This window comes from Amycolatopsis sp. NPDC051045 (assembly GCF_040682955.1).
In the GTDB taxonomy this organism is placed as follows: domain Bacteria; phylum Actinomycetota; class Actinomycetes; order Mycobacteriales; family Pseudonocardiaceae; genus Amycolatopsis.
Genome location: NZ_JBFBCC010000030.1, coordinates 1 through 17,726 on the forward strand (window position 1 = coordinate 1; position 17,726 = coordinate 17,726).

At 68.0% G+C, this 17,726-nt stretch carries 19 protein-coding genes and 3 pseudogenes; 7 read left to right on the plus strand and 15 right to left on the minus strand.

The window, feature by feature from the left end; all coding sequences use genetic code 11:
• A partial coding sequence (locus tag AB0M80_RS39255) for an IS630 family transposase (RefSeq protein ID WP_364575092.1) occupies nucleotides 1-759 on the plus strand: 759 nt, incomplete at its 5' end.
• 7 nt (nucleotides 760-766) lie between these two features.
• Here AB0M80_RS39255 and AB0M80_RS39260 read toward each other — a convergent pair.
• From AB0M80_RS39260 to AB0M80_RS39285, 6 genes and pseudogenes are all read right to left on the minus strand, one after another.
• A pseudogene (locus AB0M80_RS39260) lies at nucleotides 767-1,069 on the minus strand (transposase); the annotation flags it as partial.
• A gap of 16 nt (nucleotides 1,070-1,085) precedes the next feature.
• Complete coding sequence (locus AB0M80_RS39265; protein WP_364575094.1) at nucleotides 1,086-1,538, minus strand: transposase; 453 nt, start codon at nucleotides 1,536-1,538, stop codon at nucleotides 1,086-1,088.
• Nucleotides 1,535-2,131, minus strand: coding sequence for a transposase (locus tag AB0M80_RS39270; protein WP_364575096.1), 597 nt, complete (start codon nucleotides 2,129-2,131; stop codon nucleotides 1,535-1,537). The genes AB0M80_RS39265 and AB0M80_RS39270 overlap by 4 nt, the downstream gene beginning before the upstream one ends.
• 244 nt (nucleotides 2,132-2,375) lie before the next feature.
• Nucleotides 2,376-3,085 (minus strand): annotated as a pseudogene (locus tag AB0M80_RS39275) (IS630 family transposase); the annotation flags it as partial.
• 55 nt (nucleotides 3,086-3,140) lie between these two features.
• A pseudogene (locus tag AB0M80_RS39280) lies at nucleotides 3,141-3,185 on the minus strand (hypothetical protein); the annotation flags it as partial.
• Between the two features lie 67 nt (nucleotides 3,186-3,252).
• The gene (locus AB0M80_RS39285; protein WP_364575098.1) at nucleotides 3,253-4,014 is read right to left on the minus strand and encodes an ABC transporter transmembrane domain-containing protein; all 762 of its coding nucleotides are present in this window, start codon (nucleotides 4,012-4,014) and stop codon (nucleotides 3,253-3,255) included.
• A gap of 333 nt (nucleotides 4,015-4,347) precedes the next feature.
• On the opposite strand from AB0M80_RS39285, the gene AB0M80_RS39290 reads away from it, so the two are divergent.
• Together AB0M80_RS39290 and AB0M80_RS39295 are read left to right on the plus strand one after the other, a co-directional pair.
• Nucleotides 4,348-4,548, plus strand: a complete 201-nt coding sequence (locus AB0M80_RS39290; RefSeq protein ID WP_364575100.1) for a hypothetical protein — start codon at nucleotides 4,348-4,350, stop codon at nucleotides 4,546-4,548.
• Nucleotides 4,538-4,684 carry a hypothetical protein gene (locus tag AB0M80_RS39295; RefSeq protein ID WP_364575102.1) on the plus strand — a complete coding sequence of 49 codons (147 nt, stop codon included), beginning with the start codon at nucleotides 4,538-4,540 and terminating at the stop codon, nucleotides 4,682-4,684. Before AB0M80_RS39290 ends, AB0M80_RS39295 begins: the two co-directional genes overlap by 11 nt.
• Before the next feature lie 15 nt (nucleotides 4,685-4,699).
• On the opposite strand, the gene AB0M80_RS39300 is transcribed toward AB0M80_RS39295, so the two are convergent.
• From AB0M80_RS39300 to AB0M80_RS39310, 3 genes are all read right to left on the minus strand, one after another.
• A complete protein-coding gene (locus AB0M80_RS39300) occupies nucleotides 4,700-5,149 on the minus strand; it encodes a hypothetical protein (RefSeq protein WP_364575104.1) in 450 nt (149 codons plus the stop codon).
• Between the two features lie 49 nt (nucleotides 5,150-5,198).
• Entirely contained in the window at nucleotides 5,199-5,906 is a 708-nt protein-coding gene (locus AB0M80_RS39305; protein WP_364575106.1) for a DUF5937 family protein, read from the minus strand.
• 153 nt (nucleotides 5,907-6,059) lie between these two features.
• A complete protein-coding gene (locus AB0M80_RS39310; RefSeq protein WP_364575108.1) occupies nucleotides 6,060-6,728 on the minus strand; it encodes a TetR/AcrR family transcriptional regulator in 669 nt (222 codons plus the stop codon).
• 124 nt (nucleotides 6,729-6,852) lie between these two features.
• Between AB0M80_RS39310 and AB0M80_RS39315 the strand changes: the two genes are divergently transcribed.
• From AB0M80_RS39315 to AB0M80_RS39330, 4 genes are all read left to right on the plus strand, one after another.
• Nucleotides 6,853-7,593 carry a DUF4386 domain-containing protein gene (locus AB0M80_RS39315; RefSeq protein ID WP_364575110.1) on the plus strand — a complete coding sequence of 247 codons (741 nt, stop codon included), beginning with the start codon at nucleotides 6,853-6,855 and terminating at the stop codon, nucleotides 7,591-7,593.
• Between the two features lie 536 nt (nucleotides 7,594-8,129).
• The gene (locus AB0M80_RS39320; protein WP_364575112.1) at nucleotides 8,130-8,768 is read left to right on the plus strand and encodes a DUF4386 domain-containing protein; all 639 of its coding nucleotides are present in this window, start codon (nucleotides 8,130-8,132) and stop codon (nucleotides 8,766-8,768) included.
• 98 nt (nucleotides 8,769-8,866) lie between these two features.
• Nucleotides 8,867-9,418 carry a TetR family transcriptional regulator gene (locus AB0M80_RS39325; protein ID WP_364575114.1) on the plus strand — a complete coding sequence of 184 codons (552 nt, stop codon included), beginning with the start codon at nucleotides 8,867-8,869 and terminating at the stop codon, nucleotides 9,416-9,418.
• 88 nt (nucleotides 9,419-9,506) lie between these two features.
• Complete coding sequence (locus AB0M80_RS39330) at nucleotides 9,507-9,821, plus strand: hypothetical protein (RefSeq protein ID WP_364575116.1); 315 nt, start codon at nucleotides 9,507-9,509, stop codon at nucleotides 9,819-9,821.
• A gap of 396 nt (nucleotides 9,822-10,217) precedes the next feature.
• On the opposite strand, the gene AB0M80_RS39335 is transcribed toward AB0M80_RS39330, so the two are convergent.
• The 6 genes from AB0M80_RS39335 to AB0M80_RS39360 all read right to left on the minus strand — a co-directional run bounded on the left by AB0M80_RS39335 (nucleotide 10,218) and on the right by AB0M80_RS39360 (nucleotide 17,548).
• Entirely contained in the window at nucleotides 10,218-12,188 is a 1,971-nt protein-coding gene (locus AB0M80_RS39335; protein ID WP_364575118.1) for a glycoside hydrolase family 32 protein, read from the minus strand.
• Nucleotides 12,189-12,202: 14 nt separating this feature from the next.
• A complete protein-coding gene (locus tag AB0M80_RS39340; protein WP_364575120.1) occupies nucleotides 12,203-13,159 on the minus strand; it encodes a glycosyl hydrolase family 32 in 957 nt (318 codons plus the stop codon).
• 38 nt (nucleotides 13,160-13,197) lie between these two features.
• Nucleotides 13,198-14,109: a carbohydrate ABC transporter permease gene (locus AB0M80_RS39345; protein WP_364575122.1), complete on the minus strand. Its 912-nt coding sequence runs from the start codon at nucleotides 14,107-14,109 to the stop codon at nucleotides 13,198-13,200.
• A gap of 3 nt (nucleotides 14,110-14,112) precedes the next feature.
• Nucleotides 14,113-15,066, minus strand: coding sequence for a sugar ABC transporter permease (locus AB0M80_RS39350; RefSeq protein ID WP_364575124.1), 954 nt, complete (start codon nucleotides 15,064-15,066; stop codon nucleotides 14,113-14,115).
• Nucleotides 15,067-15,123: 57 nt separating this feature from the next.
• Nucleotides 15,124-16,410, minus strand: coding sequence for an extracellular solute-binding protein (locus tag AB0M80_RS39355; protein ID WP_364575126.1), 1,287 nt, complete (start codon nucleotides 16,408-16,410; stop codon nucleotides 15,124-15,126).
• Nucleotides 16,411-16,513: 103 nt separating this feature from the next.
• Nucleotides 16,514-17,548 (minus strand): LacI family DNA-binding transcriptional regulator, encoded by a 1,035-nt coding sequence (locus tag AB0M80_RS39360; protein WP_364575128.1) that lies wholly within the window; start codon nucleotides 17,546-17,548, stop codon nucleotides 16,514-16,516.
• Between the last annotated feature and the right edge of the window lie 178 nt (nucleotides 17,549-17,726).

The following is a 17,726-nucleotide window of genomic DNA, read 5'->3' on the forward strand; positions in this document are numbered from 1 at the left end:
CCGTTGACGACCTGGAGCCTGACCAAGCTGGTCGAGTATCTCGCCGACCATGCGCGGCTGGTGGTGAGCACCGAAACCGTCCGGCAGATCCTGCGTAAGGAGGGTGTGTCCTGGCAGGCGACGAAGACCTGGAAGGCGAGCAAGGACCCGGACTTCGTGGCCAAGAAGACCCGCATTCTCGACCTCTACGATCACCCGCCCGCCGACGGGCGGGTGATCTGTGTCGACGAGTTCGGGCCACTGAACCTGCAACCCCGACCCGGCCGCGGCTGGTTCCCCCGCGGCCGCCCGGACCGCCAACGCGCCACCTACACCCGCACCAAAGGCATCCGGCACATGTTCGCCGCGCTCGATCTCGCCACCGGGCAGATGTTCTACCGGTTCCGTGACCGCAAACGCTGGCCGCAGTTCCTCGACTTCTGTAAGCAACTCCGCCGCCGCTTCCCCGCCGGGAAACTCTACCTGATCTGCGACAACTACGGCCCCCACGGCAAAGACGAGGTCAGGACCTGGTGCGCCGATCACGACATCGAACTGGTCTACACACCCACCAACGCGTCCTGGCTGAACTGGATCGAATGCGAGTTCACCGCGATCCGCTACTTCACCCTCGACGGCAGCGATTACCCCAGCCACGCTGCCCAGGAAGCCGCCATCGCCGGCTACCTCCGCTGGCGCAACCGCCACTGCCACCCCAAACGCCACTTCGCCGTCAACTCCAAGATCCGCCGCCCCGATTACCTACCCAACGTTGCTTGATGAAGCACTAGTGTCCTGCGCCTGGAATCCGTTGGCAATATCGTGCGAGCGAGTCGATGATCTCCTCGGTGGTCTTGCGCCAGACGAACGGGCAGGGGTCTTCGTTCCAGCCTTTGATCCATTCGTGGATGTCCTTCTCCAGCGCTGCAACGCTTTTGTGGACGCCGCGGCGGATCAGCTGATCGGTGAGGAACGCGAACCATCGCTCGACCTGGTTGATCCAGCTGGACCCAGTCGGCGTGAAGTGCATCTGCACCCGGGGGTGTTTGGCCAGCCACGCCTTGATCGCCGGAGTTTTGTGGGTTCCGTAGATGCCCCTATGGATGTCAAGCGGCGGTGGGTTGCGATCGCAAGCTCGGCGCAGGTGTTGGTTTGGAGATCAGGTAGTAGATCTCTCGTGCGATGTAGCGCTTGAGGCAGCGGATGGCCTCGCGGCGGGTCTTGCCTTCGGTGGTGCGTCGGTCGAGGTAGTCGCGGCTGCGCTGGCCCCAGCGCAGGCGGGAGAGCGTGGTGCGGTAGAGCGCGGCGTTGGCCTGGCGGTCACCGCCGCGGTTGAGTCGCCGTCGGTGTGTCTTGCCCGATGATGCCTGCACGGGGCTGACGCCGCGGAGGGCAGCGAAGCACGCCTCGCTGTGCAGGCGGTCTGGGTTGTCCCCGGCCGTGATGAGCAGGGCTGCCGCGCTGTCGGGGCCGATTCCAGGACGGTCCAGCAGCGCCGGAGTATGCACGGCAACAGCATCGGTGATCCGGTGCTCCAGATCGCGGACCTCGCCGGTCAACTCACGAATCCGGCCGGCCAGCAATCGAAGCGTGTAGACCGCGGCGCTGGTGACGTCACTGGCGTGGTGGGCGGAAGTTCCGCGCAGCGACGGAAAAGTATGGGATTGCTCAGACCGGTCAATTCCTCGCGTAGCGTCGGGTCGGCAGCGATGAGCATGGCCTTGAGCTGATTGATCGTCTGCGTCCGGGCCTTGATAGCGGATCCCTTGGCCAGCTTGAACATTCGAAGCATTTCCACCGACCCGTCACCGGCCTTCATGCTGCCGTTCGCCCGGCCAGACAGGACGGCGCGAGCGGCCTTGTCCGGCTGGTTGACCTCGATCACCTGCACGCCTTCCGCGTGCAAGTGTCGAGCCAGTGCCGCGCCGTAGGAGCCAGTGCATTCCACCCCAGCCCGCTGTAGCGGGCCGAACCTCCGTGCCCACGTCAGCAGCTGCTTGTAGCCGGCCCGGGTCGTGGCGAACGCGCGGCTGCCCAGCAGGGCGAGGGTCGTGATCACTGCCGCGACATGCAGATCCTTGTGCGTGTCCACGCCGAGAACGACCTCACCGGCGGAGGTGCCATCTTGGCTGGGCAGGGCGGGATGGGGCATGCTGGGCACAGTCGTCCGTCTCCTGACCTGCTCGGGACGGATGGGCCGTCGCCGGGCCGGTGGAGGCGGTCAGAACTGTGATGGTGCCCTGTTCACGGCAAGGCCCCTATCGGGACACGCCCCGCCGGTCCGGCGGCAGCAAGCACCGTCCCAGGCTGGGGCCGACAGATCTACGGAAAGGCACCACGGCCGGTTGTCGCACGGGTTAGACCACAGCCCGGGACGGCACCTGATCATCCTCACAGTTGTCGCAGATCAGGTGGATGTCCAGCCCCTCGGGCACGGTCTTGTCGATCGTGGTCAGGAACTTCTTGAACTCGGTAGCCCGGTGCCGGCGGTGCAGTTCGCTGATCACGGTGCGATCGGCGGTGCTGAACGCGGCGAACAGCGTGGTGATGCCGTGACGGACGTAGTCGTGGCTGCGCCGCTCGGGCATGCCCGGCATCATCGGCAGTACCGGCTGGGACCGGTCCAGCGCCTGAACCCTGGCTCTTCTCGTCGGTGCACAGCACCACCGCCCGCTCCGGCGGGTGGTGATACAGCCCGACCACATCGACGACCTTGTCCACGAACAGCGGATCGGTGGACAGTTTGAAGGTGTCGGCCAGGTGAGGCTTGAACCCGAAGTCCTGCCAGATCCGCCCGATCGCCGAGCGCGATAATCCGGACCGTTCGGCCATCGACGCCCCGTGACCAGTGCGTGGCGTTGCGGGGCGTCTGTTCCAGCGTTGTCACGATCACGTCCTCGACCTTCTCCAGCGTGATCGACGGCGGCCGGCCCGGCCGGTCCTCGTCGACCAGCCCGTCCAATCGCTGCGCAACAAACCGGGACCGCCACTTGCCCACCGTCATCCGATGGATCCCGAGCTGATCCGCGACCTCGGTGTTGGACAAGCCTTCCGCGCAGGCCAGCACAATCCTGCACCGCAACGCCAACGCCTGCGCCGAACGCCGGAGAGTTCGCCAGTGCCCTGGCGAGGGCCAGCCGCTGCCGTTGGCCGCCGGACAGGCCGCTGCCGCTCTCGCCGAGGAGGGTGTCGTAGCGCATCGGCATGCGCTCGATGTCGTCCTGTATGCCAGCGAGGGCGGCCGCTTCGGCGACATCGAGCCGTCGAGCACGTTCACCGCGCCGACGCCGAGCAGCAGCAGGGGAGCGAAGGTGCGCAACGCGTGCAGCACGTGTTCACAACCGCCGTCAGCCGGTTGCGATTGAGCGAGGCTTGCAGCTCTTCGAGGAAGAGCGACGACCAGTATTCCAGAATCTGACCCTCGGAACCGGAAGCTTTGAGCGTGCCGATGCCCCGGATCACCTGGACCCCGAAGCTCTGTGACTCCGACTGCGCCACCAGGTACCGCTGGGTCAGCTCGCGCAGGGGCCGGGCGGTGAGCAGCAGCACCAGCACGAACCCGCCGTCGAGCAGCACCGACAGCGTCTGGCTGGTGAACATCTCGCGGATCATCGCCGAGCTGCTCAGCCGGAGCAGGAGGTCGCCGCTGGTCCGCTGGGCGAAGAAGCCGTAGGGCAGGCTCAACAGGTGCCCGAAGAGCCCCAGCATGATCCGGGTGTCGAAGCGGGCCTGCAGGTGGATCAGGACGGCCGCCCGCAGGTAGCCCGCGACAAGGTCAATCGCGACGACGAGCACGATACCGGCCACCACGATCCCCAGGACATCGGTCACATGCAGCGGAATTAGATGGTCGACCAGCACCATGGTGAACGCGGGGATCGCGAGCACCGACAGCTGGATCACCAGTGAGACGGTGAAGACCTGGGCCAGCAGCCGTCGCCAGCCCGGCAGGCGCAGCACCTGCCGCAGGTACGCCGACACCGCGGAACGCGCGCGCCGCTGCCGGGCGAAGGACGGCCCCGGCGTCATGGTCATCGCCACGCCGGTGAACTCGCGGGCGAAGTCCGCGTCGGTGACCCGGCGTCGGCCGCTTGCGGGATCGATGATTCGGTAACCCTTCCGCCACCGCGGTTCGACGGTTCCGGCCGGCCGCGCACCGTGCCTTCGCGGAGGACGACCGCCGCCCCGTCCGCAGGGCCGGCCGTGCCGGACATCGGCAGCACGACCACGAGCACCGGCTCCGCGGGGGCCGGGCACCGCCACCGCGGTTCCTGGGCGGTAGACCTTCGTCGGCACCAGTGCGGCACCGAGCAGTAGGACCGCGACGAGCGCGGCGACGACCCCGATACGCCATTGGCACGTGCCGAGGTGGTCACCGGTTTCGGCGAAAACAGGCCTGCGGAGGAAAAACGAATCATTGAGATGCTTCGGGAAGCTGGGCTGACCTGGCTCAGCGCCGGAGAGATCGAGGCGACCGTGGATTTCCACCCGCCGGACGGTCGTTTCCCGGTGTCCACGTTCGTGCTGCTCTTCGGCGAGTCGGACGTGCCTTGGTGGCATGACGGATAGGCAGTCGTACGAACGTGAGAGTCCACTCGAGGCGCGCAAAGGCGACCAGGAGGGCACGGGTCACAACGGCACGGCCATCGTCGTCACCGCGGTGTTCCTGGCGCTCGCCGTCACGATGGCCAGGTCGGCCGCTTGATCGCGCGGCAGGCGACTAGCTCGGCGGTCGCTGGGCCTGCTGGCCGGGCTGGGCATAACCGGGCTGTGGACTCCCGAAAGGCTGGGCCGTCATGGGGTAGCCGGCCGGATACGGCGGGGCGCCGAACTGCCGAGGTGGACGGCCGCTCTTGACGACCGCGAGCGCGACCAGGAGCCAGGAAAGCACTGCGGCGACGTCGAGCGGGATGGCCACTGCCAGGAAGATCAGGTTGAGTTCGTCGACGCTCAGGTGGTTCGACCGGATCCAGGACGCCGCGTCCAACGATACGAACTGCCACGCGATGCCCGCCGCCGTCGCGACCAGCATGATCGCGAAGGCACCCACCATCAGGCCGGAGACGCCCTTGGCGCGTCCCCTGATGGCGAAGATCAGACCGAGCAGGCCCACGACGAGCAGCAGCACCCGGGGAATGACCTCGATGCTCCTCAACGCAAGGGGTGACATGCCTGCCCTCCACAGAGTTCCGCCCGCGATCGAGGCGTTCGGGCCCATCCTATTCGAGGACCCCACCCTGGCGTGGCGATTTCGGCGAGGAGCGCCGGCGATCGAGCGATCTCGCCCACGGAGCCGAGGCTGAGCAGCTCGGCACACCCGGTGACCAGGAGTTGCTCCAACCTTCCCCGCGCCATCCGATCGCCGCCGATCGCCGGGCGGGGCTTGGTGCGCCCGGCGCACTTCCGGCGGGACCCGGCCGAATGATCCAGCACCGCCTCGACCTGCAGCGGCTGAGGCACCTCGGGGTGGACGTGCTCGGACGATCACTCGTGGAGGCGGCGGAGGTGGGGAAGCCGGGCGGCGCCGTCATCCCGGTGCGGGCCGCGAGGTCGGACGTCGTGGCCGGCTCGTTCACCACGTGCCGGCACAGCGACAGCCGGGCCGGGGCGGCGAGGATGGCCAGCCGCAGGCGGACCTGGGCGAGCGTGTTCCGGCTGCGGTCACCCTCCACCGGGAAGTGCGCCACCGCCGGGTACCCCGGGCCGACCCTGACGAACAGGTGCGGCCGGGCGTGCATGGACGGCGCCAGCAGGCAGCGGCGGCCACGCAGGTCGGCGTGCAGGGACCGCAGTTTTTCGAACACCACCGATGGCGGCTCGTGCCGCACCGCGGTGTTCGGGCTTGGCGACGCGAGCGCCTCGGCGACAGGCAGCGCGCTGACCCGCGTCCGCACCGCCGCGCATTCGGGTTCGAGCCGATGCGACACCCTGGCCCGCTCGTCGGCGTAGGCGCGCTTTTCCGTCGAGCAACAGAAACCGCTTCATCCACGCCGAGTTCCACCGTCAGCCAGGGGCCACCTGATAGCAGCCCGCCCTGCCGAGCGCTCAACGGGACCGAGACCGCAGTCGCGCAGCGAGCGTCATCGACGGCGTCGCTCCAGCCCGTCGAGGATGAGGTCGAGGCCGAACTCGAACTCGTCGGCGAAGTCGTAGCCGGGCTGCAGGTAGTAGGTCGTGGCCATCTCGACCATCGCCGGATACTCGCCGGTGGCCATCAGCGCCATGATCGGCTCCGCGACCTCCTCGACGGTGTCGGACCCCTCGAACGGCAGCGATGCCTCCTGCAGCGCGAAGCCGTAGACGTAGCTGTCGATGAGCGCGTAGGCGTGTGCCGTCAGCTTCGCGGAGAAACCCGCGCGCCGCAGGCAGTCGAGGACGCGGTCGTGGTGGCGCAGTGTCGCGGGGCCGGGGCTGGCGCGGGACTCGAGCAGGCCGATCGCCCAGCAGTGCTGCTTGAGGCGAGCGCGCGCCGAGTGTGCGCGTCGGCGCATCTCCTCGCGCCACTCCCCGTCGGGGTCGGGGAGTTCGATCTCCTCGAAGACGACGTCGACGAGAGCGTCGAGGAGCTCGTCCTTGCTGGCGACGTAGTAGTAGACCGACATCGGCTTGGTGCCCAGTTCCTTGGCCAGTGAGCGGATGGTGAGGCCGGACAGCCCTCCTCGATCGGCGATGACCATCGCCGCGCTCAGCACGCGCTCCTTGCTCAGTCGCGGACGGGTTGACGCGGACGGTCGCGCGGATGCGGTCATCGGTCTCCTCTGGCGCTTCACAACGACTTTCGTACAGTGTACAGTGAAATCGTACATTGTACGAACGCGCAGACATGCCGACCTGGCGCGCGGGGCTCGCGAACTTCGACGGAACGGATCCGACATGGCCTCCCGCGCTGTACCAACCATTGATCCGGGCTCGGGCTCTCAGCGCGCCCGGCACGAGACGCCGGGGCGACGCGTCGCGGTTCTGGCAGGCGCGGGACTGCTCGTCATCGCTGCGCTGGGTGCGTTCGGCGGCCTCGTCGTGGTCGAGCGACTGGTGACCGACGGTGACGCCGGCCGTACCGCCGCTGACATCACAGGATCGCCCGGCCTGTTCGGCCTGGGTGTGGCCGCGCTCTACGTGGTGGCACTGCTCGATGTCGTGGTCGCCTGGGCTCTGCTTCGTTTCTTCGAGCCGGTCGACAGCCATCTCGCCCGCCTCTCGGCGTACCTGCGCGTCGCCTACGCCGCAGTCTTCACCGTTGCGATCAGCCAGCTTGCCGGTGTTCCGGGAATCCTCGAACAGGACGGGGGTGCCTTCTCGACCGACCAGCTTCAGGCTCAAGCCCTCGCCAAGACCGGCGTCTTCCACGACGTGTGGCTCGCCGGACTGGTGCTCTTCGGGGCACACCTGGCCGTCCTCGGGCTGCTGGTCCTTCGATCCGCCGCGGCGCCTCGCGTCATCGGGATTCTTCTCGGTGTGGCGGGCGCCGGGTACGTCTTCGACACCTTCTATGCCGTGCTGCGCCCCGATGCCACCCTGGAAGTCTCGACGGTGACCTTCGTTGGCGAGTTCCTGCTTGCCCTCTGGCTGGTGGTCAAGGGCGGTCGCGTGTTCATCGCAGGTGACTCACGATGAACGCGACAGTGCCCCCGTGGCACCCGGCGGGTCGACCTCGGCATCGCGCATGATGCGAGTCATCGTGCAGGACACCTACGACACCGCCGGGGCCGCGTCCGGAGCAGATCGAGAGCCCCCGCGTCGCGTCAAACGAGGTGCTGGTGCGGGTGCACGCCGCGGGACTCGACCGGGGGACTTGGCATCTCCTGACCGGTCGGTCCTACCCGATGCGGATCATGGGCTTCGGATTCCGGGGCCCGAAGAACCGGGTGCCCAACCTGGACATCGGCGGCAACGCAACACTCTCGCGGCTCCGGCGCGCACTCGCCAGCCGCAGGACGCTCGTCATCGTCGGCGGGAGAACTGCGGCAACGTGACCGGAGGCTCCGGTCGGCAGCTGCGCGCGGTCGCCCTTTCACCGTTCCTCCGCCGGATCGCGGCGGGTCGGGTAACCCCCGAGCCTGGAGCGACCTATCCGCCGGAGCAGGTGCCCGACGCCCAACCACGACGCGCGTGTCCACACGGCGTCCCGCAGCTCAACCGAAGGAGAATCAATGTCAAGAAGAATGATTGCGGTCACCGTCGGTGTCCTGTTTCTCGTCCAGATGGTCACCGCTATTTTCGGCACCTCGCTGATCCAAGCATTTGTAGACGGTGACACCAATCGGGAGCCAATGACAATCGGTGTCCTGCTCATGATCTGTTCCGGCATCGCCGTCGTGGGCATCGGCCTTCTGATGTACCAGGTTTTGAAGGCCGTCAACCACAGACTCGCGCTCTGGTACCCGGTGATGAGAGTCATCGAACTCACCGTCTCCACGACGTGCGGCATCTATCTGTTGACGCAGCTGGAAGTAGTCCCCAACCACCTGCTGTGGGTCTACATCCCGACCGGCGTCGGCGGTCTGATCCTCACGTACCTGCTGTTCGTTTCCAGTCTGGTTCCTCGGCCCATCGCCGTGCTCGGGTTCGTGGGATATGCCGCGCTGTTGATAGGAGTTCCACTCGATCTCCTCGGCGTTCTCGACATGAATGAAGGACCAGGGCTCGTGCTCCTGGCGCCGGGTGGACTGTTCGAGTTCGTGTTCATGCCGATCTGGCTGCTCGCCAAGGGCTTCCGGTCCGAAGCCCACGACGGTCCCGGTCGACGGCTCACCACCCTCGAGCGCGCGCCAGGCTCGGCCGCGCTGTAGCCGCGAACCGATGATCGGCAAGATCGCCATCGTCGTCACCGGCGGCATCGGCTTGGCCACGGCCGCCGGACTCGTTCGCCGAACACGGAATGCACGCGGTGTCCAACCGCCAGATCGGCGAGGCCGCGGGCCAGAGCAACACGGCCGTCGTCAGCTACCACTTCGGAACGAAGGCGGATCTGGTCCGCGCGATCGCCCGGAAGTACGCCGGCGAGATCGAACAGGTCCGGGTCGACATGGTGGCCGACATCGCCGGTTCGGAGGTGCTGCGTGACTGGGTGGCGTGCTTGGTCTGCCCGGTCACCCAGCACCTGGCTGCCCTCGGCAGCCCCACGTGGTACGCCCGGTTCTGCGCTCAGCTGATGAGCGACCCCGCGTTGCAGGAGATCCGGGTCGAAGAGTCGCTCGCCTACCCGTCCCTGCGGCTGCTGCTGAACGGGTTCAACCAGCGCGTGCCCGACCTGCCGGACGACGTGCGCGCGGAACGGTGGGCAATGGCGCGTCACCTGATCGTGCACATGTCGGTCGACCGTGAACGCGCGCTCGCCGACGAAACTACGCCCATCCAACCGAGTTGGGACGCACTGGCGGCCGGCCTGACCGACGCGATCGTCGCATTGTGGCAGGCGCCGGTCGGCCAACGCGGGTAACCGGCGCCGGAGGTGCAGCGAGCTGCCCGGTCCTTGAAGGAACGATCATGAACACCGAAGAGGAAACGCCGCTGTGAAGATGTCGACGGTGGCGCCCGAGCTGCGCCCGGCCCTGCGGCGGAACCCGCCGCTGCCGATCGAACACGAGTGGGCTCGTCGGTTCGTCGCGGCCTTGTTCCGTCGCATGGCGGCCGCGCTCATCCAGCGGCTGCGCGATTCCGACGGCCCGCAGCCGATCGCGCAATGGCTCTTCGGCCACCGGGTGTGGAACAACCGCCTGAACCGGTTTGGCTGGCAGTCCTACCTCGGTACCGCTCCCGGAGCAGCGAACTTGCCACCTTACGCGGCCGCAGCACGCCGCGAAGATCTCAGCGGGCTGCCGCCCGCGTGGATCGGAGTGTGAAGCAGGTGGTGATGACACCGCGTGCCAAGGCAAGAGCGCGATGAAGATTTGCCCTGTGGTGCTGTGGGTGTCGAGGTCGCTGCGGTTCCGCACGCCCGTGGAGGCGAGCATCAGCCCACGGTCGAGCCCGACCCCGATGCCGCTCCACGAAGGAGCAGGTTTCCATCGGGCCGTCCGGATCGGCGGGCTCTGTCTCCTCCACCATTCTCAGACCATAGCCAATCCGTGGGTTCTGGGTTCGAGCCTCAGGTGACCCACTCGCTGCTTGTGGATCATCGTCGACGTCGGCGTGATCTCGGCTGGGTTCGGTGTGGGCTCCACGTGTGCCTGGACCTGGGTGGATGCCTTTCCGGCAGTGCGGTGCGAGGACGGACGTGCTGTCCTCGCAGCAGCCGGTCAGTCGCTCAGCAGCAGCTGGTCGACCATGAGGTGTCCCCAGGCGCCGGTGGCCTGGTCGATCGCCTGTAGCCGGGCGGTCTGTCCCTGCAGGGTGCTGACGTCCCAGTCGATCGGTTTGAGCACGCCGGTGTCGTCTCCGGTCGCTGTGCGCACGACTTGGCCGTTGACGACGAGGTTGATCGAGGTCTGGCCGGGTGAGCCGGCTGGGTGGTTTCCGCCGGCGAGCAGGAAGTGCAGGTGGTTGCGGTCCAGGGTGAACGTCGGTGAGGTGATCGTGCCGGTGGCGGGGTCGCCGCCGCCGGCGAAGGTGTCCAGTACCGCGTTGCCGACCATGCCGGGCAGGTACTCGAACGACGGGCCGGTGCCGGCGAAGCTGCCGGTGGTGGTCCAGCCGGGGTCGTAGCCGGTGCCTTCGAACCCCGAGACGACGTGCGCCGGGCGCTGGCTCAGGTCCGGGAATTCGGTGATCGTTGTGTTGGCGAAGGTGCCGCTGCCGCCGGTGGTGTAGAGGTTGATGCCGGTGTCGGCGGGGTCGGCGAATACCTCGCTGGAGTGCACGTACCGGCCGTCGTCCAGGAACACCTCGATCGTGGTCCGGTCGACCAGGATCCGCAGGTGCGCGGTCGTCTTCGCCGGGTTCCACGGCGCGTGGCTCTCACCCCGCGTGCCGGTGGTGTCGGGTTGACCGGTCTGGCGCCGGTTCAGGTAGCTGTAGTCGTGGTAGACACCGGCGTCCGCGTGCCGTGTTCCGTCGGCCGAGGCCCGCAGTTGCAGCCCGATGTTCTCCAGCTGGGTCCAGCTGACGTCGGTGTCCAGTTGGTAAGCCGTCCCGTGGTAGGCCAGTGGCACCACGCCGTCGTTGACCTGGATCGTGCCGAGGTTCTTCACCGAGGTGGCGTGGGTAGCCAGCGCTGGTGTCGGCTGCGACGCCAAGGCGTAGCCGTCCGCGTAGTGCTTCAGGGTGATCTGGCGGACGATCGAGTCGGTTCCGTTGAAGCCGTCCGCGGCTCGGGTCGGCGTGTTGTCCGCGTACGCCCAGTTGTTCATCCAGGCGAGGCCGAACCGCCGGTCCGACGGCGCGGCCGGATCCTCCCAGGTGACCCCGGCGTACCAGTCGAAGCCGTGATCCAGCCACTGCGGCGTGGGCGCGTCGGCCGTGAAGCCGGTCCCGTCGAAGGATCCGGTCCAGTACGCGTAGGTGCCCGGTGTCCCGCCGGCGCTCACGCCCAGTACCCAGTGGGTGGTGCCGTCGTCGGCGCGGATCGGGTAGAGGTCCGGGCACTCGAGCGTGCCCATGGTGCTTGCGAAGTCCGATCGCCACGTCCAGGTTTTCAGGTCCGGCGAGGTGAAGAACCCGATCCGGTCCCCTTCGGTGATCGCCGCGACCCAGCGTCCCCGTGCGCCGTCCCAGATCACCTTCGGATCGCGGAAATCGCGGCGGCCACCGTTCGGGATCACCGGTGTCTCACCGTAGGGGCGGAACGTCCGGCCGCCGTCGATCGAGTACCACAGGAACTGCGCCTGCGGTCCGGAGCCGTTGACCGGGTGGTCCATCTGCGTGACCAGCTGGACCACCGCACCGGCGCCGAAACCGGCCGTGTTCGCGGTGTCCACGACCGCGGACCCGGACCACAGGTCGGCGTTCGCGTTGGTGTTCTTCGGCGCCGCGATCCCCTGGTCGGCGAACGCCACCCCGTCGGTGGTCGTCGCCAGCCGCCAGGCCGTGCCCACCGTGGCCGGGTAGTCGGCGTTGTAGAGGTAGTAGTAGTTGAACTTGCCGTTGACGTACACCGGCCGCTGGGGGTCGTTCTTCCAGTGGTCGGGCACCGTGAAGTGGTACTGCGCGCGGTAAGTGCCCGCGGCGTGCGCCGGGGTGGCGCCGCCGGGGCCGGTCAGACCCACGGCCGCGGTAGCCGCCACGAGGGTGGCGGCGGACAGCAGGCGAAGTACGCTCGTCGTTGAGCTCATCGCATCTCCAAATGTCAGGAATCGAAAACAGCGAGACGTTTGCCGTCCCACGCCACCGGCATGGGATCGCTGATAGCACCGACGAAGCCGCGCTCGCCGCGGTTGTGGAACGCGAGCAGCACCCAGCGGTCGTCGGTCCGGCGGCGGATCAGTCGTCCGCTGTAGAAGCGGTCGTCGGTGACGGGTTCGGCGGCCGCGATGTCGAACGGCCCGAGCGGGCCGCCGGCCGGGGCGGCCCAGATCCCGCCGGTCGTGCCGGTTGCCCGGCGGTCGGCCGAGGCGTGCTCGGCCAGGCAGGAGAAGATCACGACCGGTCGGCCGTCCACCACCTCGGCCTGGAGGACCTCCAGCTGCCCGAACCCGCGCGGCCCGGGCGTGGTCAGCGGTGGGCGCAGCTCCCAGTGCCGCAGGTCCGCGGAGACGGCGTGGCCGACGACGCCGCGTTCGAACGGCTCGCCAGTGCCGGCGCGGGCGGTGATGAGCATGTGCCAGCCGTTGCCGTCCGCATCGGCGAACACCCACGGATCGCGGAACGCCTCGTCGTGCCAGACCCCGGCGTCCAGCGTCTCGTACCAGCGGGGATCGGCGGCCAGGACCGGGTTCTCCGGAGCCCGCTGCCAGGTCACGAGGTCTTGTGAGGTGGCATAGCCGATCCGCTGGATGTTCTTGCCTTCGGGAGCGGACGTGGAGCCGGTGTAGAACAGGAACCACGTCCCGTCCGGGTGCCGCACCACCGAACCGGTCCACGTCGCCAGGTCGTCGAACGCCGGGGCGTCCGCGCGGACCAGCGCGTCCTCGATCCGGGTCCAGTGCACGAGATCGGTCGAGACGGCGTGGCCGATCGACGCGCGGTAGTGGCGGGCTTCGGGATCGCCCAGGGCACGCGAGGCGTAGAGGAAGAACAGGTGGTAGCGCTCGCCGTCGTCGGCGAACCAGAAGTCCCAGACCCAGGAGTCGGGCAGCGAAAACATGCACAACCTTTCGGAAAGTCGTCTGCCGGGCGAGCGCGTCATTCCTTGACGCCGCTGGCCGCGACGCTGCTGACGAACGCGCGCTGGAAAGCGAGGAACACCACGAGCACCGGGAGGGTGATCATCGACGTGTAGGCCATGACTTCGCCCCAGGCGGTGTTGTCCTGGAAGAAGTACTGCATGCCGACCATGACCGGCCGCAGCTTCTCGTCCTGGACGACCATGCTCGGCCACAGGTACTGGTTCCAGGCCGGCAGGAACGTCAGGATCGCGACGGTGGCGAACGCCGGCCCCGACAGTGGCACGGCGATCTTCCGGTAGATGGTGAACCAGCCCGCGCCGTCGATCCGGGCGGCTTCGTCGAGCGCGATCGGGATGGTCGAGAAGTACTGGGTGAACAGGAAGATCGAGAAGCCGTTGGCGATGAACGGGATGATCTGCACCTGGTAGGAGTCCAGCCAGCCGAAGTCGTATTCGATCCGGCCGTTCTGGAACAGCAGGGTCGGCAGCTGCGAGACCCAGTAGACCATCGGCACCGCGATGGTCTCGAACGGCACGATCAGCGTGGCGATGATGACGCTGAGCACGACCCCGCGGCCGGTCCAGCGCAGCCGGGAGATCGCGAACCCGGCCATCGAGTTCACCACCAGCCCGGCGGCCACGATCGCCACCGTGACGATCACCGAGTTGAGCAGGAACCGCCCGACCGGCACCCGGTCGAACACCGCGGAGTAGTTGTCGAAGCTGATGTCGCCCAGCGGCAGGAACGCCCGCCACCCGCCGACGTCGGACAGGATCTGGCCGTCGGGCTTCAGGCTGGAGACGAACATGAACACCAGCGGGAACAGGAAGAAGACGGCGAGTCCGAGCAGGACCAGGTAGGTCCAGACCCGCCGGCGACGGCGCAGCACGCGCTCGTCCGGGTTGCTGTGTCCTTTGTGGATCGCCATGGGTCAGTCCTTGTCCCGGGTCAGGAAGCGCTGGACCAGCGCGACGATGAGCACCAGCACGAAGAACACCAGCGACAGGGCCGAGCCGTAGCCGATCTGCTGCTGGTGGTAGCCCATGCGGACGGCGTGGTAGACCAGCGTCGAGGTGGAGTCGACCGGGCCGCCCTGGGTCATCACGTCGATCTGCACGAACAGCCCGAGCGCGGCGATGGTGATGGTGATCAGCACGAACACCCGGGTCGGGCGCAGGCCGGGCCAGGTCACGTTGCGGAACTGCTGCCAGGTGCCCGCGCCGTCGATCCGCGCCGCCTCGTACAGCTCCTGCGGGATGGTCTGCAGCCCGGACAGCCAGATCAGCATGTGGAAGCCGACCGCCTGCCAGATCGACAGCACGATGATCGCGGTCAGCGCGGTGCTCGGGTCGTTGAGCCACGCGGTGCCCTGCCAAGCGCCGAAGGTGATCGAGTCGATGAACGAGTTGATCAACCCGTCCGGCTGGTACATGAACTTCCACAGGATCGAAACCACCACGATCGACGTCACGACCGGGATGAAGAAGATGACCCGGAACGCCACCGCGCCGCGGATCTTCTGGTTCACCAGGATGGCCAGCAGCAGCCCGAACCCGGCCTGCACCGGCACCACGACGGCGGCGAAGCAGAAGGTGTTCACCACTGAGCGGAGGAACGTCGGGTCGGCGGTGAAAGCCCGGACGAAGTTGTCGAGGCCGGTGAACGTGGTCGGCTCGGGCGAGACCAGCCGGGCGTTGGTGAACGACAGGACGAAACCGAGGATCACCGGGACGATCAGGAACGCCAGCAGCAACAGCACGGCCGGGGTGGCCATGGCCCATCCTGCGCGGCGCTGGGAGCGCAGTTCGTGGCGGGTTTTCCGTCTGGTGACGGGTTTCGGGGCCGCGCTCGCGGCGCGGGTGTCCGGCGAGATGGTCGCCGTCATGGGAGGTGCCTTCCCTCTCGGCCCGCCCGGCGCCGGCGCCGGGCGGGGTGCGACGAGCTAGAAGCCGTAGCCGTTCTGGGACTTGATGTCGGTGTCGATCGTCCGCACGGCGGTGTCGAGCGCCGGCTTCACGTCGGCGCCGCTCATGATGTCCTTGGCCGCCTTCTCGAAGGTCGAGGAGATCACCGGGTAGCCGGGGGTGGCCGGGCGGGCCAGGGCGAACTTCTGCGACAGCACGGCGAACGGGTGCAGCGGAGCGTTGTCGCCGAAGTACTTCGACGCCGCCGCGGCGGCCGTGGTGCTCGGGATGACCACCTGGCTGTCGGCGAAGGCAGTGAGGTACTTGTCCTGGAAGCTGAACTTCAGGTAGGCGCGGGCGCCGTCGGCGTTCTTGCAGCCGGCGGAGATGCCCCACTGCCAGGAGCCGCCGCCGATCTTCGGGCCCTTGCCGAAGTCCACCGGCGGCAGGATCAGCAGGTCTTGGCCGACGCTTGCGAGCGCGTCCTTGGCGTTCCACACGCCGGTGTAGCTGAGGGCGACCTTGTTGTCGATGAAGCGCTGGTTGCCGACCGGGCCCGTGTTGTCCGCCCAGCCGTTCTTGAACGCCTGCTGGAACCAGGTGAAGAACTTGACCGCGTCCGGGCCATTCAGGGTGCCGTCGGCGGATTTCATGGTCTGGCGGTTGATCAGGTCGCCGCCGGCGCTCTGCAGCATCGGCGAGTACGCGTACGACCACCACTCGCCCTTGTCGGCTGCGCCCAGGTCCAGTGGCGTGGTGTAGCCGCCGGCCTTCAGCTTGGTGACGGCCGCGTCGAACTCCTCGAGCGTCCACGGCTTCTCGATGGTCGGGATCCGGATCTGGTTCTTGTCCAGCACCGACTTCCGCGCGAAGATCGACAGCGCCGCGTCCCAGTAGCCCGCCGAGTAGACGGTGTCCTTGTAGCGGCCGACGGTCGTGGGCAGCAGCGTCTTGATCAGGTCGTCCGGCAGTCCCAGCGGCTGCAGGTAGCCGGCCCAGGCCCAGTTCGGCATCACCGGCCCGTCCATGTCCAGCAGGCAGGGCAGCTTGCGCGCCGCGGCGGCCGCGGTGATCGCGTCGTTGTAGGAGCCCTGCGGGAAGTTCTGCTCGACGATCTTGTACTGGGCCTGGGAGGCGTTGAAGTCGGCGATGATCTGCTGGTAGACCGCGAGTTCGCCGGGGTTGCCCGCCGAGTGCGTCCACATGGTGATCTCACCGGGGCTGCCGGAGGACGAGGAGTCTTGGCTCGCGCGGGCACAGCCGCCCAGCGCGAGCGCCGCGGCCAGGCCGGCCGCTATGATAAGGGGGAGGGATTTGCGTTTCACCGTGCAATCTCTTTCTGTTTCGGAGCGCGACCGGCCGTCGCCTCCGTGCCGGATGGCAGCGCCAACTGCCATGTGGGATGCAGTGCAAGAGTGCGGTCCGCCGTCAGCCGCCGAACGCGGCCGGCGGCGGGCCCACCGAAGCCCGGCGGATGACCGGGCACGGCATCAGGTGCGGTTCTGCCGGGTCGGCTTGACGCAGCCCGAGTGCCACCTCCATCGCCCATCGGCCCATTTCGTAGTGCGGGAGCGCGATCGTGGTCAGCGGCGGATCGAGTTCCGCCGCGACCAGCTGCTGATCGTCGTAGCCGACGATGGACAGATCACCGGGAACCGAAAGACCCCGGCGGTGTGCGGCCGCGTAGGCGCCCATCGCCATGCGGTCGTTGAAGCAGAACATCGCGGTGGGGCGCCGTGCGGCCGGCAGCTCCAGCAGCCGCCGGGCGGCTTCCCGGCCACCACCGGCCACCGGTTCGGCACGGGCGTGCAGCGCGGGGTCCGGCTCGATCCCGGCGTCGGCCAGGACCCGGAGGTACCCCTCGTACCGCAGCCGGGAGGCGACGAGGTCGAACCGTTCTTCGGCGTCGACGAAAGCGATCCGGCGGTGCCCGGCAGTCACCAGCTCCCGCACCGCGGCCATCCCGCCCGCCCGTTCGTCCGGGACGACCGCGGCCCGGTCGCCCGCGACCGGGGCACAGTCCAGCAGCACGGCGTCCTCGGGCAGTCCTTCCGGCACCTCGACCACCTGGTGCCACATGCAGGCGTAGATCATCGCGTCGACCTGCTGGCCGCTGAGGGCGTGCAGCGCCCGGCGCTCGGCGGCGGCATCGTGCTCGGTGTCGACCAGGATCACCAGATGCCCCTGCTCACGCGCCACGTCGTTGGCCCCGGCCAGCATCCGCCCGGCGAACGGGGTGCTGGCGATGGTGTCCGAGATCAGGCCGACCATGCGGGTCTGCTGCGTCCGCAGGCTCCGCGCCACCGAGTTCGGCTTGTAACCGACCTCTTCGGCCGCCTCGCGCACGCGCTGCTGAGTCTGCGACGAGATGCGCGTCGCGTTCACCCCGTTGAGAACCATCGACACCGTTGCCGTGGACACCCCGGCGCGAGCCGCCACGTCGGACATCCGGACCCGCGCCATCGCGTCGCCTCCTCGCGGCTGTTTAATCGATTAAACTGAGGTTGACAGAGTATGCAACCCGCTCGTTCGGTCGTCAAGGGTTCCGATGGACGCGGCCACTGCGGCCGTTACCGCGCGTCGCTGGATCGAGCGGGCTCGGACCGGCTTGACGTTGACGGTGGGGGAGCTGCTCGAAGCC

Coding starts and splice junctions, on each gene's coding strand:
- AB0M80_RS39270 (WP_364575096.1), bottom strand. CDS start 2,131: ATGCCCCATCCCGCCCTGCCCAGCCAAGATGGCACCTCCGCCGGTGAG.
- AB0M80_RS39285 (WP_364575098.1), bottom strand. CDS start 4,014: ATGACCATGACGCCGGGGCCGTCCTTCGCCCGGCAGCGGCGCGCGCGT.
- AB0M80_RS39295 (WP_364575102.1), top strand. CDS start 4,538: ATGACGGATAGGCAGTCGTACGAACGTGAGAGTCCACTCGAGGCGCGC.
- AB0M80_RS39300 (WP_364575104.1), bottom strand. CDS start 5,149: ATGTCACCCCTTGCGTTGAGGAGCATCGAGGTCATTCCCCGGGTGCTG.
- AB0M80_RS39310 (WP_364575108.1), bottom strand. CDS start 6,728: ATGACCGCATCCGCGCGACCGTCCGCGTCAACCCGTCCGCGACTGAGC.
- AB0M80_RS39315 (WP_364575110.1), top strand. CDS start 6,853: ATGGCCTCCCGCGCTGTACCAACCATTGATCCGGGCTCGGGCTCTCAG.
- AB0M80_RS39320 (WP_364575112.1), top strand. CDS start 8,130: ATGTCAAGAAGAATGATTGCGGTCACCGTCGGTGTCCTGTTTCTCGTC.
- AB0M80_RS39335 (WP_364575118.1), bottom strand. CDS start 12,188: ATGAGCTCAACGACGAGCGTACTTCGCCTGCTGTCCGCCGCCACCCTC.
- AB0M80_RS39340 (WP_364575120.1), bottom strand. CDS start 13,159: ATGTTTTCGCTGCCCGACTCCTGGGTCTGGGACTTCTGGTTCGCCGAC.
- AB0M80_RS39345 (WP_364575122.1), bottom strand. CDS start 14,109: ATGGCGATCCACAAAGGACACAGCAACCCGGACGAGCGCGTGCTGCGC.
- AB0M80_RS39350 (WP_364575124.1), bottom strand. CDS start 15,066: ATGACGGCGACCATCTCGCCGGACACCCGCGCCGCGAGCGCGGCCCCG.
- AB0M80_RS39360 (WP_364575128.1), bottom strand. CDS start 17,548: ATGGCGCGGGTCCGGATGTCCGACGTGGCGGCTCGCGCCGGGGTGTCC.